11 protein-coding genes and 2 riboswitches are annotated in these 14,522 nt (G+C 47.0%); of the genes, 1 reads left to right on the top strand and 10 read right to left on the bottom strand.

Features of this window, described 5'->3' with window-relative positions; translation table 11 throughout:
* Positions 1–39: 39 nt before the first annotated feature.
* Together ABFC84_02700 and ABFC84_02695 are read right to left on the bottom strand one after the other, a co-directional pair.
* On the bottom strand, positions 40–3,132 hold the full coding sequence (locus ABFC84_02700; GenBank protein ID MEN6411657.1) for an efflux RND transporter permease subunit: 3,093 nt from the start codon (positions 3,130–3,132) through the stop codon (positions 40–42).
* Positions 3,132–4,256 carry an efflux RND transporter periplasmic adaptor subunit gene (locus tag ABFC84_02695; GenBank protein MEN6411656.1) on the bottom strand — a complete coding sequence of 375 codons (1,125 nt, stop codon included), beginning with the start codon at positions 4,254–4,256 and terminating at the stop codon, positions 3,132–3,134. The genes ABFC84_02700 and ABFC84_02695 overlap by 1 nt, the downstream gene beginning before the upstream one ends.
* A 252-nt stretch (positions 4,257–4,508) precedes the next feature.
* Here ABFC84_02695 and lepB point away from each other — a divergent pair, with 252 nt between their 5' ends.
* Positions 4,509–5,030, top strand: coding sequence for a signal peptidase I (gene lepB, locus ABFC84_02690; GenBank protein ID MEN6411655.1), 522 nt, complete (start codon positions 4,509–4,511; stop codon positions 5,028–5,030).
* Between the two features lie 64 nt (positions 5,031–5,094).
* Here lepB and purD read toward each other — a convergent pair whose 3' ends face one another.
* The 8 genes from purD to ABFC84_02650 all read right to left on the bottom strand — a co-directional run bounded on the left by purD (position 5,095) and on the right by ABFC84_02650 (position 13,831).
* The gene (purD, locus tag ABFC84_02685; GenBank protein MEN6411654.1) at positions 5,095–6,360 is read right to left on the bottom strand and encodes a phosphoribosylamine--glycine ligase; all 1,266 of its coding nucleotides are present in this window, start codon (positions 6,358–6,360) and stop codon (positions 5,095–5,097) included.
* A gap of 36 nt (positions 6,361–6,396) precedes the next feature.
* The gene (purH, locus tag ABFC84_02680; protein ID MEN6411653.1) at positions 6,397–7,938 is read right to left on the bottom strand and encodes a bifunctional phosphoribosylaminoimidazolecarboxamide formyltransferase/IMP cyclohydrolase; all 1,542 of its coding nucleotides are present in this window, start codon (positions 7,936–7,938) and stop codon (positions 6,397–6,399) included.
* The gene (gene purN, locus ABFC84_02675; protein ID MEN6411652.1) at positions 7,935–8,573 is read right to left on the bottom strand and encodes a phosphoribosylglycinamide formyltransferase; all 639 of its coding nucleotides are present in this window, start codon (positions 8,571–8,573) and stop codon (positions 7,935–7,937) included. The genes purH and purN overlap by 4 nt, the downstream gene beginning before the upstream one ends.
* Positions 8,554–9,624, bottom strand: a complete 1,071-nt coding sequence (gene purM / locus ABFC84_02670) for a phosphoribosylformylglycinamidine cyclo-ligase (GenBank protein ID MEN6411651.1) — start codon at positions 9,622–9,624, stop codon at positions 8,554–8,556. The genes purN and purM overlap by 20 nt, the downstream gene beginning before the upstream one ends.
* Positions 9,625–9,654: 30 nt before the next feature.
* Positions 9,655–11,094, bottom strand: a complete 1,440-nt coding sequence (gene purF / locus ABFC84_02665; protein MEN6411650.1) for an amidophosphoribosyltransferase — start codon at positions 11,092–11,094, stop codon at positions 9,655–9,657.
* Complete coding sequence (gene purC, locus ABFC84_02660; protein ID MEN6411649.1) at positions 11,091–11,801, bottom strand: phosphoribosylaminoimidazolesuccinocarboxamide synthase; 711 nt, start codon at positions 11,799–11,801, stop codon at positions 11,091–11,093. Before purC ends, purF begins: the two co-directional genes overlap by 4 nt.
* Before the next feature lie 59 nt (positions 11,802–11,860).
* A complete protein-coding gene (gene purE, locus ABFC84_02655) occupies positions 11,861–12,346 on the bottom strand; it encodes a 5-(carboxyamino)imidazole ribonucleotide mutase (protein ID MEN6411648.1) in 486 nt (161 codons plus the stop codon).
* A gap of 111 nt (positions 12,347–12,457) precedes the next feature.
* A complete protein-coding gene (locus tag ABFC84_02650; protein MEN6411647.1) occupies positions 12,458–13,831 on the bottom strand; it encodes an NCS2 family permease in 1,374 nt (457 codons plus the stop codon).
* 230 nt (positions 13,832–14,061) lie between these two features.
* Positions 14,062–14,163, bottom strand: a riboswitch (purine riboswitch).
* A 204-nt stretch (positions 14,164–14,367) separates the two neighbouring features.
* Positions 14,368–14,455: riboswitch (glycine riboswitch) on the top strand.
* Positions 14,456–14,522: the final 67 nt, after the last annotated feature.

Below are 14,522 nucleotides of genomic sequence, written 5' to 3'. Positions count from 1 at the left end.
CTGAATAATGCAAAGAGGCACCGTGGGTGCCTCTTTGCATTATTCAGCTATTTGATGCGCTCTTTTGTTATAACGGTTTTTTAATCGGTCGATCAACAGGTAAACCAGCGGAACGATAACCAGAGTCAGCACTGTAGAAGTGATTAAGCCGCCTACCAGTACCACCCCCATAGACTGCCGCAATTCGGCACCGGAGCCAATACCCAGCGCCACCGGCAGCATACCGAATATCATGGCGGCCGTAGTCATGAGAATTGGACGCAGACGGACTGTGCCTGCCTCGACCAAAGCCTCGGAAACACCCATTCCCTTTTTCCGTAGCTGATTCGTGTAATCAACCAGCAGGATCGCATTTTTCGTAACCAGCCCCATCAGCATAATAAAGCCGATGAGCGACATGATATTCAGCGTCTGCCCCGCAATCAGCAAGCCGAGAATCGCACCAATCAATGAGAATGGCAGCGACAGCATAATTGTCAACGGGTGGATAAAGCTTTCAAACTGGGCGGCAAGCACCATATAGATCAAAACAACAGCCAAAATCAGCGACCTTGCAAGTTCGGCAAAAGAATCCTGCATCGTTTGAGCCTGGCCGACAAATTGATAGGAGTAACCGAGCGGCAGGTTCATCGTCGTCACAATATTTTTCACCTGGGTAATCACATCCCCGGCCGAAACGCCGACTACGTTCGCATAGACAATGACTTCACGCTGACGCGATTCACGATCGATTTCGGTCGGACCGGAAGATAGGGAAACATTAGCAATATCACCCAAGCGGACAGCGCTTCCCGTTTTTGTAGTAATGAGGAGGTTAGCCACATCGTCGATATTCGTTCGGCTTTGGGACTGGAGCTGAAGCCGGATATTATAATCGTTATTACCGACATTGAATCTATTTCTGGTAGTAACCCCCAGGAAAGCTGTCTGTACCGTAGTAGAAGCCACAGCCGCGTCCAATCCGGCATCACTCATGCGTACTGGATCCAGTTTAACCTGAATCTCCGGAGCCGATTGTTCGCTGGAAATATCTACATCCGCCGTACCGGGGAGCTGTTTGATTTTTTCCGCTAAATCCAAGGCTGTATGGGTTAACGTAACCAGATCCGGTCCGCGAAGAGCAAGCTGCACCGGACGGGAATCACCGCGACCAACGCCTTGATTATTTTGGACCGCAATCTTTAAATTGCCGACATTATTGAAATTTTTCCGTAGTTCGTCCATAATCTGTGTCATCGATCGCTTGCGGCTGCTGGCTGGAACAAGGCGGACACCAATCGTAGCCTTATTCGTCAAACCGTTCGAACCTACTAAGGTGTAGGATGTATCTCTTTCGGGAATTGCCAGAACCGTTTGTTCAATGGGTGCTGCCAGTTGCTGCATTTTCTCCAGTGAAGTTCCTGCCGGTGCAGTCATCGCAATACTAAATTCACCGGAGTCATAGGTTGGCTGGAACTCAGTTCCCAGGAACGGCAGCAATAAACCATTAGCAAAAAGCGATAATACAGCAAAAGCAACCAATTTTTTCGGACGTTTTAGCGCCCAGCTTAAAATATTTTTATATGTTGCCTGCAGGCTCAAAAAGCCTTTTTCCCAGCGATCCAAAAAGTCTTGTAACCATTTGCGCGGTCCATGAGGTAATTCAGCCTTACCATGTTCTTGCTTGAGCCAGTATGCCGACAATGTCGGCGTTAAGGTAAAGGCTACGAATAAGGAGAAAGCCACGGCGAAAGCAACGGTCAAGCCAAACTGCTTAAAAAACTGACCGATAATTTGCCCCATGCTGCCAACCGGCACAAATACCGCCAGAATGGAAAAGGTTGTCGCCATGACCGCAAGAGCAATTTCGGCAGTGCCTTCCCGGGCTGCCGCAAAGGCCGATTTTCCCTGTTCCATATGCCGGTAAATATTCTCGATAATAACAATTGCATCATCAATCAGAATACCTACCGCCAGACTAAGCCCCATCAAAGACATATTATTTAGCGTAAAATTCATTGCCTTCATGAGAAAAAATGTTGCAATAACCGATGTCGGAATGGCGATAGCCCCGATCATCGTCGCCCGGGTATTCTGTAAGAACAAGAAGGTAATAATAATCGCCAGCAAGCCCCCAAATACCAGCGATGTCATTACATCATCCACACTGCTGCGAATATAGGTAGAGCTGTCGCGAGTATTGGCAACTTTTACGTCAGACGGTAAAACGTTTTGCAACTTACCCATGGCTGTTTTCACTTTATCGGCAACGTCAACCGTATTCGTCCCGGATTGTTTCTGAATCGAAATCAATACACTAGGCTGGCCGTTAGTGCGAGCTAGTGTAGTTGCTTCTTGCCAACTGTCATTTACCGTAGCCACATCACTCAATTTAATCAAATGACCATCCTGATTGGCAACAATGATCCCCTTGATATCATCCACACTTTGGTATTTACCGATGGTTCGCACCAGTAGATCAGTTCCTTTTTCGGTCACACGCCCTCCAGGGGCGTTAAGGTTCTGATTGTCTACAGTGTTAAGAATTTGCTGCATGGAAATTGTATAGGCATCTAATTTTTTCGAATCAAGTTGAATCTGAATCTCCCGGTCGGACGCGCCGTATACGTTAACACTGGCTACACCATCAATTCGCTGCAGTTCATCCTTTACAACATCGGTTGCCAGCTTTTGAATCTCGCCAGTGCTGCGGCTGTTCGACGATAAACTATAGGTTGCAATAGCCTGAGCGCTGATATCAAAACGCTGAACTACCGGTTCATCAATTTGATCAGGTAGCCGTTTCCGGGCTCCTGCCACCTTTTCTCTCACTTCATTCGCTGCTAACTTAGGATCGGTTCCGAACTCAAATTCAATGGTAGTCTGAGAACTTCCTGCTTTCGTAACGGAAGACAAATTCTTAATGCCGGATAGCGAGCTGACAGCATCCTCAATTGGTTTGGTAACTAAACTTTCCATCTCTTCCGGTGAGGTGCCGGCATAACTTACAGAAACGCTAACGATAGGAAAGTCTACGTCCGGATTTAAATCGATTCCCAACGTCGGGTAAGCTTTAAGTCCGAATACTACCAGCAGCATGACCAGCATAGTAGTAAAGACAGGACGCTTAATAAATGTTCCGATACCTCCCATTATGAAGCACCTTCCTTAGCAGGAGAAACCTCGATCCCATCCTTTACTTTATTCTGACCGGCAATAACGATGGTGTCCCCTTCAATTACGCCCTCTAAAACTTCGGCCCAGCCATCACCAACATAGCCTAGTTTTAAAATACGCTGTTGGATTTTATTATCAGCATCAACTACAAATACAGTTTTCTGATCCTCGCGCATAACCAAAGCACTTTCCGGAATGGCAAGAACATTTTGATGCACGCGAGTAGGAATTTCCACTTTCGCAAACATACCGGCTTTCAGTGCACCGCTACCGTTAGAAATAGTTACTTCAGCGGTAAAAGTCCGAGCCGGCAATTGGGCTGCCGGAGAAATATGGGTAATTATTCCGGTAAATTCCTGACCGCTTAAAGCGTCAAGCTTTACTTTAACAGTCGTACCCACCTGCAGTTCACCAATCTGTGCCTCACCGATAGTCGCCTTTGCCAATAGCGTAGAAACATCAGCCACGGTAACAATCGGCGAACCGGCTCTGGTAAAGGTGCCGGATTGTACATAGCGTTTAGTTACCACACCGTCCTGAGGGACGACAATCCTGGCATTATTTAATTTTTCCTCCATCAAAGCCAACCCGCCTTCGGCCGCTTTAACCTGACCCGCTGCCAAATCCCGCTTTGTTCGGGCGTTATCCAGCATTTGGGCTGATATCGCTCCTTGTCCGGCCAATACTGAATAGCGCTGATAATCCATTTCAGCCTGTTCCAAGTTTGATTGAGCCGCCATTAGATTACCCTGTCCCTGTATAACCTGAGCGGATAAATCGGCAGTATCCAAAGTGGCAATTACCGCCCCGGCCTTAACTGCGTCACCCTCCGTAACGGTTAAGGTATTAATCCGGCCGTCAACCTTGGCCGAAACATCTGCACTCCAAACCGGTTCAAGACCGGCAGAAAAGGTCATGTTCGGCTGGATATCATGCCGGCCGACCTGTGCCACCTGAACAACGACTTTATTTCCCTGAGACATTTGCCCGGCCCTCGCTTTGCTTGCGGCGACATTGGCATAAACACGATAGCCAATGATGCCGGTCAACACAAAGATTACCGCCGCAGCTATAGCAATCTTTTTATTTTTAAAAATCACTCATCTCATCCTTTCTATTGGCAGGTATATAAAATCAAAGTTGACTAGTCAGTCAGCCAGTCAGATATGATTATATCAAGATATCCGCAATAATGATATACGTTTAATAAAAAAACCGCTATACTTTGTAGCGGTTTTTTATGGAAATTTTCCAATTTCAGTTTTACTAAATAGACTTATCCTTAACCTTTCAGGCATAAGTTGTCTCTTTTGGAATATACTATTTTTATTGACTGCGGGAGGAGTACAAATTTGAATAAACACAGCGTAATGAATGAAGTTAAAGACTGGGTAAAATCCATCGCACTTGCAATCGCCCTTGCTTTTCTGATTCATTACTTTATAATTGAGCCCTATAAAGTAGAAGGTCCTTCGATGCTTCCCACTTTGGTGCAGGACGACCGGGTAATGGTGAATAAATTTGTCTATCGCCTTCATCCACCCCAGCGAGGGGACATTATTGTCTTTCAATATCCACTGGATCCCGACCGGGATTTTATTAAGCGCGTGATTGCGGTAGGCGGCGATACCATTCAAGTAAACAACGGACAGGTACTTGTAAACGGACAACAGTTAACGGAACCTTATATTTTAGAACCGACAAACGGGTCCTATCCCTTAAAAGCCGTGCCTGAAGGCCATTATTTCGTTATGGGAGATGACCGCAATAATTCTGAAGACAGCCGCTTCAGCGTTGGTTTTTTGCCCTCTCAATTTGTGAAGGGCAAAGCCATGGCTATTTTTTGGCCCCTGCAAAAAATAGCCAATTTATGACGTTTATTTAAGTCAAATTCATCTGAAAAAAAGGCAGCCAGGATTATTTCCTGACTGCCCTTTTTTATTTCATAGCGCGATAGGCAATATCGGTACGGTACTGCATACCTTCAAACTTTATTTCCTTAACCGCGGCATATGCCTTTTCTACGGCGCCGCGAATATCGGCTGCAGTAGCGGTAACACCCAATACCCGCCCGCCGTTGGTTATTACCTGATCATGCCGCACCGCCGTCCCGGCATGAAATACATAAGCCTGCTGCTTTTCAGCGCTATCAATACCATCAATCACATCTCCCTTATGGGAAGATGCCGGATAGCCTTTTGAAGCAAGAACAACGCACACGGCTGTTTCCTGACGCCACTCAATATCCACATTGGCAAGCTGACCATCAATGCAAGCTTCCATAATGACTGTCAAATCAGTCGCCAGCAGCGGCAGCACCACCTGCGTCTCCGGATCACCAAAGCGGGCATTAAACTCAATCACCTTCGGGCCCTCATCGGTAATAATCAAGCCGGCATATAAACAACCGCAATAAGGACAGCCTTCCTGCCGCATCGCGTCAATGGCAGGCTGTAAAATATCCCGTACAACCTGCTCACGAATTTCCGCAGTAACTACCGGAGCCGGAGCATACGCTCCCATTCCGCCGGTATTGGGACCCTGATCGCCATTAAAAATTCGTTTGTGATCCTGGGCCGCTATCATCGGCACAATCGTTGTTCCATCGGTAAATGCCAGCAAAGATGCTTCCTCACCGGTTAAAAAATCTTCAATAACCACCTGGCTCCCGGCGGCACCAAAGGCGTGATCGCACATGATCATATCCACAGCTGCCAGCGCTTCTGCCAGCGTCATAGCAACTACCACGCCTTTACCGGCCGCCAGCCCATCGGCTTTGACCACTACCGGCGCACCATGCTGCCTGACATACTTTTTTGCTTCTTCGGCAACGGTAAATACCCGAAATCCGGCAGTAGGAATCTGATATTTTTCCATCAGTTCTTTGGCAAAAGACTTGGATCCCTCAATCCGGGCTGCCTGCCGGTCGGGTCCGAAAATTCGCAGGTTATGAGCCGCAAATACATCCACTATACCATTAGCAAGGGGGAGCTCCGGACCCACAACAGTAAGATCTATCCGCTCGTTCTGCGCAAACCGGACAAGGGCGTCATTATCACCGATATCAAGATTCACGCATTCGGCAATCTGACCGATTCCCGGATTTCCCGGCACACAATATATTTTTTCCACCCGTGGGCTGTCCGCCAGTTTCCAAACCAGTGTATGTTCACGTCCGCCGCCGCCAATAACTAAAATTCGCACAATTACACCCCTTTAACTCTTCTGCGATGCGCTATTTTAATGTTTGAAATGCCGCATTCCGGTAAATACCATGGCAATACCATGTTCATTAGCTGCCTGAATCGATTCTTCATCTCTTATTGACCCGCCGGGTTGGATAATTGCTTTAATACCGGCTTTAGCAGCAGCATCTATCGTATCACGGAAAGGGAAGAAAGCATCGGATGACAAAACCGCTCCCTGAGCTTTTTCGCCTGCCTGAGTCAGGGCAATATCGGCAGATCCGACACGGTTCATCTGACCGGCGCCAACGCCAAATGTCTGATTATTCCCGGCGACCACAATTGCATTGGATTTGACATGTTTTACAACCTTCCAGGCAAAAAGCAGCTGTTCCCACTCTGCCGCCGTAGGCTGACGGTCAGTAACCACTTTCATAGCCGCCCGCGGAGCGTCCTTACTGTCGGTTTCCTGAATCAACAGCCCGCCGGAAACTTTTTTACAGTCCAGCTGCGCCGCTGAATGATCCGGCATTTCAGCCAACAATATGCGGACATTCTTTTTTTGCGTGAGAACATCAAGGGCTTGCTGGCTGTACGCCGGAGCGATCACCGCTTCAACGAAGATAGTCTTTATTTCTTCAGCAGTAGCCTGATCCACTTCCCGGTTCAGGGCGACAATACCGCCGTAAGCCGACAGCGGATCAGCCTGATAGGCCTTTTGGTAGGCAGCTGCCAGATTATCGCCAATGCCGGTACCGCAGGGATTGGTATGTTTGATAATGGCTGCCGCCGGCTTGTCAAATTCGGCAACAAGCTTATAAGCTGCTTCTACATCCACAATATTGTTAAAGGATAATTCCTTGCCATGGAGTTGACGGGCATTGGCAATCCCAGCGCCGGTATAATATTTTTCCCGATAAAAAGCCGCCTGCTGGTGTGGATTCTCGCCATAACGCAAAGCCTGCACCCGTTCCCAGACCATGTGGAGGTTAGGAGGGAATTTCCCTTCTCCCAGTTGTTTACTTAGATACTGAGCAATATATGCATCGTACTCAGCCGTATGTTCGAAAGCTTCATGGGCCAGCTGCATGCGGGTTTCTTCCGAAATACCGTTTTTGTCGCCAATTTGCTGCAGCACCGAATCATAGTGTTCCGGATTCACCACTACCGTAACATAACGATAATTTTTAGCGGCAGCACGAATCATGGACGGCCCGCCGATATCAATATTTTCAATAGCCTCTTCTAAGGTAACATCCGGCTTGGCCACAGTTTGCCGAAAGGGATATAAATTTACAACCACCAGATCAATCCCGCGAATGTTATGCTGTTTCATGGCTTTCACATGGTCGGGGTTGTCGCGAATGGCCAAAATACCGCCATGAATATAAGGATTCAAGGTCTTTACCCGTCCATCCATGATTTCAGGAAAGCCGGTTACATCGCTCACATACGTAACCGGAATGCCTGCTTTACGCAGCGCATTCATCGTACCGCCGGTGGAAATAATCTCTACGCCATAGCTATTAAGCTTACGGGCAAAATCAACAATTCCTGTTTTATCGGAAACACTAATTAATGCACGTGAAATATTCATAAACGCATCCCCTTTTCCACAATTCTCACTTTACGTCCTTCAACCCGCAGCCGTCCTTCGCAATATAAGGCAACAGCCTTAGGATAAAGCTTATGTTCTACCTGAAGAATCCGGTCCGCTAATGTTTCGGGGGTGTCGCCATCCAATACGGGAACTGCCTCTTGCAATATAATGGGGCCGGTATCCATTCCTTCGTCAACAAAATGAATGGTACACCCGGAAACTTTTACGCCATAATTAACCGCCTGTTCCTGGGCATTTAACCCGGGAAAGGAGGGTAACAGCGCCGGGTGAATATTCATGATATAGCCGGAAAATAAGCTAATAAAATCCGGACTTAAAATGCGCATAAATCCAGCTAATACCACCAATTCGACATGATGCAAATTAAGCTGTCTGGCAATTTCCCCTTCAAATTCCGCTCTGGTGGCAAAACGCTTACGATCAATTGGAATGGCCGGTATACCCGTACCCGCTACGCGTTTGAGTACATTGGCCTTCGGATTGTCGCTGATGACCACACCAATCTCGGCTGCAATACTGCCGGCAGAAATGGCATCCATAATAGCCTGCAGATTACTGCCCCGCCCGGAAGCCAATACGCCTAATACCGTTTTACCCACCAAAGACGCCACCTTTCAGGATGACTTCCTGTTTTCCGGCGTTTATTTTGCCGATCACATATGATTTTTCACCACGGGCCGCCAAATCCTGCTGAACAGCTTCTGCCTGAGAAGGTGGCAGTACCAGAATCATGCCGATTCCCATATTGAACGTCCGGTACATTTCCGGCCAGGGAACTTGCCCCCATTCCTGAAGCAATCCAAATACAGGCAGCATCGGCCAGGAGGACGTATCCACCTCAGCCCTGCAATGTTCAGGCAATATACGGGGTATATTGTCATAAAAGCCGCCGCCGGTAATATGTACCATCCCCCGAACTTCAAATTTCTCGAAGAGCGGCAAACAAACCTTGGGATACAGTCTGGTGGGCACCAGCAATTCCTCGCCGATTGTCCGTCCCAGTTCCGGCATAAAATCATCCGGCGACTGCTGCTGCAAATCAAAACAAATTTTTCGCACAAGAGAATATCCGTTAGAATGAACGCCGCTGGAAGGCAGTCCCAGCAAAACATCTCCCGGCTGAATAGTCTCCCCGGTAATTATTTTTGATTTTTCAACTACTCCGACGGCAAAGCCGCCGATGTCATACTCACCGGTCTTATAAAAACCGGCCATTTCCGCTGTTTCGCCGCCAATGAGGGCGCAGCCGGATTCTTTACAGGCACCGGCGACACCGCTGACAATGGCAGCGACTTTTTCCGGCTCCAGTTTCCCAACTGCTAAATAATCGAGGAAAAACAAGGGCTCCGCCCCTTGTACTAAAATATCGTTTACACACATGGCTACGGCGTCCTGTCCAATGGTATCATGGCGATCCAGCATAAATGCCAGGCAAAGCTTGGTGCCAACTCCATCCGTACCGGAAACCAGAACCGGCTGACGGTATTTGGCAATATCAAGGGCAAACAAGCCGCCAAACCCGCCGATATCGCCAAGCACTTCCGGACGGTAAGTAGCTTTGACGTCATTTTTCATCAACTGCACCGCCCGGTTGCCGGCGTCGATATCCACCCCGGCTTCGCGATATGTTAACGGGATTTTCTGATTTTTTTCCATGCTCATTTATTTCCTCCAATTCGACCAGTAACTTTGCTACCGTTTCCTGCGCTGCTCAAAGATAAATTTATTGCTGGCACAATTGCCTTCACAGGGCCTATTGGCCGGATAATCGCAATTAAAGCAAGCGTAGCACATTTGTCCCGATGGTATATTCGGCACGGCTTCCCTCAATCCTTCCAAAGAAAGATAATACAGAGAATCCGCATCAATATATTCCCTGATTTCTTCTACTTGCTTAGTGGCAGCAATCAGTTCTTTGCGTACAGAAATATCAATCCCATAGTAACAGGGAAACCCAATTGGCGGAGAACTTACACACATATGAATCGCCTTCGCACCGGCCTCTTTCAGTAAACGGACAATTTTACCGCTGGTCGTTCCCCGGACAATGGAGTCATCCACCATAACAACGGATTTCCCCTCCACTACCGAACGAACAGCGTTTAACTTGATCCGGACACTTAAATCCCGCTTCTTCTGTTCCGGCTGAATAAAAGTACGCCCGATATAACGATTTTTTATTAGCCCTTCGGCAAAGGGAATTCCCGACTCATAACTGAACCCGAGAGCTGCAGTAGTCCCCGAGTCAGGAACCGATATGACTAAATCCGCTTTAAACCCGCTCTCCCTGGCTAAAGCTCTTCCCATATCAAACCGGGCCTGATACACGCTTTGTCCGTCAATGACACTATCGGGACGGGCAAAGTAAATATATTCAAAAATGCACAGTGACCGACGGTCACTCTCGCCAAAATAGCTGGAATGAAGTCCGTTTTCATCAATAACCACCATTTCACCCGGCTCGACATCCCGGACAAAATCAGCCCCGACGGTATCTAAGGCGCAGGACTCCGAAGCAATGACCCAGCCGTCGTTTAATTTACCAATGCATAAAGGACGAAATCCGTGTGGATCCCGCACCCCAATCAATTTTGCTTCTGTCATAATCGCCAGGCAGTAAGCCCCCTGGATTTTTGACAAACTTTCCTGAATCCGTTCTTCGACAGTTGCTTTACGGGAACGGGCAATCAGATTCACAATTACCTCGCTGTCAATGGAAGTCTGAAAAACGCTGCCCTGCTCCTCTAATTTTTGCCGCAATTCCCGGGCATTTGTAAGATTGCCATTATGAGCCATACTAATGTGACCGCCGGAGAAAGTAACCATAAGCGGCTGCGTATTGGCCAATAAACTGGAACCGGTAGTCGAATAACGTACATGTCCGATAGCAATATACTGATTTTCCATATGCGGCAGCTGATGGCGAAATACCTCGTTTACCAGTCCCATTCCCCGGTGAATATCCATCCAGGCTCCATCGGTTACTGCGATACCGGCGCTTTCCTGACCACGATGCTGCAGGGCGTAGAGTCCCCAATATGTATTCAGTGCCACATCATCATCCCGGGAATAAATGCCGAAAACGCCGCACTCCTCATGGAGTTTGTCACTTTCCGCCAAGTCAATACTCATAAAGTTTCTCCCGTTAAACGCTGCAATACTTCTTTATAGGCTTCCTCCACATTGCCGAGATCCCGACGGAAACGGTCCTTATCCAGTTTTTCACCGGTTTCACTATCCCAGAAGCGGCAAGTATCGGGAGAAATCTCATCCCCCAGAAGCAATTCTCCTTTATGAATACCAAATTCCAATTTAAAATCAACCAGCTCGATTTTTTTAGTATTTAAATAGCTTGTCAAAACTTCATTAATTTTAAGAGCGTATTCCTCCATTTTACTTACTTGTTCAGCCGTAGCCAGACCCATGGCTTTAATATGATATTGATTAATCATTGGGTCGCCAAGCTCATCGTTCTTATAGTACATTTCCAAAACAGCGCTAGGCAGCTTTTTCCCTTCCTCACAGCCCATCCGTTTAGCCAGACTGCCAGCAGCAATATTGCGAACCACAACCTCTACTTTGACAATATCCAGTTTCTTCACAAGCATTTCCCGATCGCTGATCGTGCGAATGAAATGATGCGGGATTCCATTTTTGCTTAACAGATTGAAAAAGAAAGTGGAAATTTTATTATTTAATACTCCCTTGCTTTGAATCGTACCCTTTTTTTCACCATTAAACGCCGTAGCGTCATCCTTAAAGTAAACCAGTAATTCGTCGTCATTGTCAGTTGCATAAACCTGCTTTGCTTTGCCTTCATATAATGGCGTTTTCCCCATTGCAAAACCCTCCACTATTTCTATTTATATTGCAAATTTTATAAACTGGTTAATACATCTTACAGCTTTTCAGCAACTTTCGCTGCTTTACGTTCGACTTCTGCCGCCATGGTTTGACGATGGGCCAGCAATTTTTCCGCCAGAGCCGCATTCTGTACCGCTAAAATCTGAGCGGCAAAAATCGCGGCATTTTTAGCACCATTGACCGCCATCGTAGCTACGGGAATGCCGGAAGGCATCTGTACAATACTCAGCAGTGCATCCATCCCATTCAATGAGGTACTGTTAATAGGGACCCCAATAACCGGCAGCGTCGTATAACTAGCGACAACACCAGGTAAATGGGCTGCCGCTCCGGCTGCCGCAATAATAACCTGTACCCCCCGTTCACCGGCTGTAGCAGCAAATTGATGCACTTTTTCCGGTGTACGATGGGCGGAAGCGACCAGAACCTCCGTCGCAATATCAAAATCGTGAAGCGTCCTGACTGCCGGCTCCAATACCGGCCAATCGGAATCACTCCCCATTATTATGGCTACTTTCATGCAGATATCATCCTTTCTATTGAAAAATAATGATTGTCACCTGTCCGTTCAGCCTGCGGCAAAAGATTCTTTCAATAAGCCGTAACACCCTTGATCCTGATATGATATTTACTATTCCGCAAGAAAAACAAACCGTGCAAGAACTAATAATGCAAGCACATATACAATCCAATGAACCTCACGGCCGCGGCCGGTAATTAACTTAAGCAGCGGATAAAAAACCAATCCGGCAGAAATGCCATTGGCAATACTGTATGTAAAAGGCATTAAAGTAATCGTGAGAAAGGCCGGCAGCGCTTCGGTAAAATCGCTGAAATCAATATGACGGATGCCATCCATCATCAGCGCTCCCACAATGATAAGTGCCGGTGCAGTGGCCGCATCGGGAATCAGTCCCACCAACGGTGTGAAAAACAGGGATAACAGAAACAATACCCCGCATACTACCGCTGCCAACCCGGTACGCCCACCGGCACCAACACCGGCCGCGCTTTCCACAAAACAGGTAATCGTGCTGGTACCCAGAAGGGAACCCAGACTAACACCCGTTGCATCGACCAGCATTGCCTTGCCGATGCCGGGAAATTTTCCGGTTTTTTCATCCATTAGGCCGGCTTTTGTTGCCGTCCCGACAAGAGTTCCCATCGTATCAAACAGTTCCACAAAAGTAAAGGTAAAAATAATGGTTAGCAGTCCCATATTGATGGCACCGGGAATATCCAGAGCCAAAAAGGCATTTTTACTAAAATCGGGAACAGCCACCGGCGTAAATCCGGCAGGAACTTTTACCACGCCGATTACAATACCGATCACAGTGGTGACTAAAATACCAATAAGCATAGAGCCCTTAATCTTACGCGCCATTAAAACACCGATAAACAACAGGCCAAACACCGCCAGCAGAACATCTTTATCCACCAGCTTGCCCATTTCGATAATAGTTTCAAAATATAAAGGAGTGCCATTACCATGACCGGCAACAATTTTCTCTAACGTAGGCGGAATGAGTGATAAGCGAATACTCATCAAGCCGGAAATCTTGAGCCCGATAATAGTAATAAATAAACCAATACCTACCGTAATTGCATACTTGAGTGATGCAGGCATCCCTTCTACCAGCAGTTGGCGTATCCGCGTAATAGTCAGCAAGATAAAAATTATGCCGGAAATAAATACGGCACCCAAAGCAACCTGCCAGGAAACCCCCATACCGATAACTACGGTGAAAGCATAAAAGGCATTCAGACCCATTCCGGGAGCCAGCGCAATCGGATAATTAACAAACAGCCCCATCATAATCGTCACTAATCCGGCGCCAATTGCGGTTGCCAGCAATACGGCGTTCTTGTCCATACCTGCGGCGCCAAGTACGCTTGGATTTACAAACAAAATATAGGCCATTGTCATAAAAGTCGTAATACCTGCCATAAACTCGGTATTTACATCCGTTTTCCGTGCACTGAGATTAAAAATTTTTTCCAGCATGCTTGTCTCCCTTTCAAATAGTCTCGAGTCCCCGTGTTTTTCTCACCGTTTATTTTCTCCCTTCACCTCCAAAAAATAAGTAAACCCGGACAGGGAAATATCGCATTTTTCCGAGCGAAACTTCCCCGCCTGGGCTTTTATCCCAACGGTGTAGCGTTATCGGGAACACCTGTACCCCTTGGTCGCAGCCATACGCAGCAGATAAAACGGGATACGCCGGTATGCGGAACCCTAGGCACACTTTCACTCGTAGTCAGATAATTTACGGTCATCTGGTAGAAACTGTCGAGCCATATCCTCAAAATTATACGAGCTATATTCATTTACGTATATATTTTATCAGCAGGTATAAAAGCCTGTCAATAAAAATATGAACTTTTAAATACAAAATCAATTTAATGTTCGGATTTTTTACGTAAATTAAACTACGCACATATGCCCGTCCCAGTAATTTTCATAATTTTAAAAAAATTTCATTGTATTACGGCCTGCATATACTATATAATGAAATAAAAGGAATTTAATACCATGTCCGAATGACCGATGCGGGAGAGACCTAATCTCAGGCGCCGAAGGAGCAAGTTTTGGACTGAACCTCTCAGGCAAAAGGACCGCATCCCGACGGAACTCTGGAGAGTCCGCCTTGCGCGGCACCAAAGGGGTAATCCGCATCATTCCTCAGTGCAGCATG

It is taken from the genome of Veillonellales bacterium, from assembly GCA_039680175.1.
In the GTDB taxonomy this organism is placed as follows: domain Bacteria; phylum Bacillota; class Negativicutes; order JAAYSF01; family JAAYSF01; genus JBDKTO01.
Note: the sequence above shows the minus strand (reverse complement) of the source record. Positions and strands in the feature narration are given on the sequence as shown.

Coding starts and splice junctions, on each gene's coding strand:
- ABFC84_02700 (MEN6411657.1), bottom strand. CDS start 3,132: ATGGGAGGTATCGGAACATTTATTAAGCGTCCTGTCTTTACTACTATG.
- purH (MEN6411653.1), bottom strand. CDS start 7,938: ATGAATATTTCACGTGCATTAATTAGTGTTTCCGATAAAACAGGAATT.
- purM (MEN6411651.1), bottom strand. CDS start 9,624: ATGAGCATGGAAAAAAATCAGAAAATCCCGTTAACATATCGCGAAGCC.
- purF (MEN6411650.1), bottom strand. CDS start 11,094: ATGAGTATTGACTTGGCGGAAAGTGACAAACTCCATGAGGAGTGCGGC.
- purC (MEN6411649.1), bottom strand. CDS start 11,801: ATGGGGAAAACGCCATTATATGAAGGCAAAGCAAAGCAGGTTTATGCA.
- purE (MEN6411648.1), bottom strand. CDS start 12,346: ATGAAAGTAGCCATAATAATGGGGAGTGATTCCGATTGGCCGGTATTG.
- ABFC84_02650 (MEN6411647.1), bottom strand. CDS start 13,831: ATGCTGGAAAAAATTTTTAATCTCAGTGCACGGAAAACGGATGTAAAT.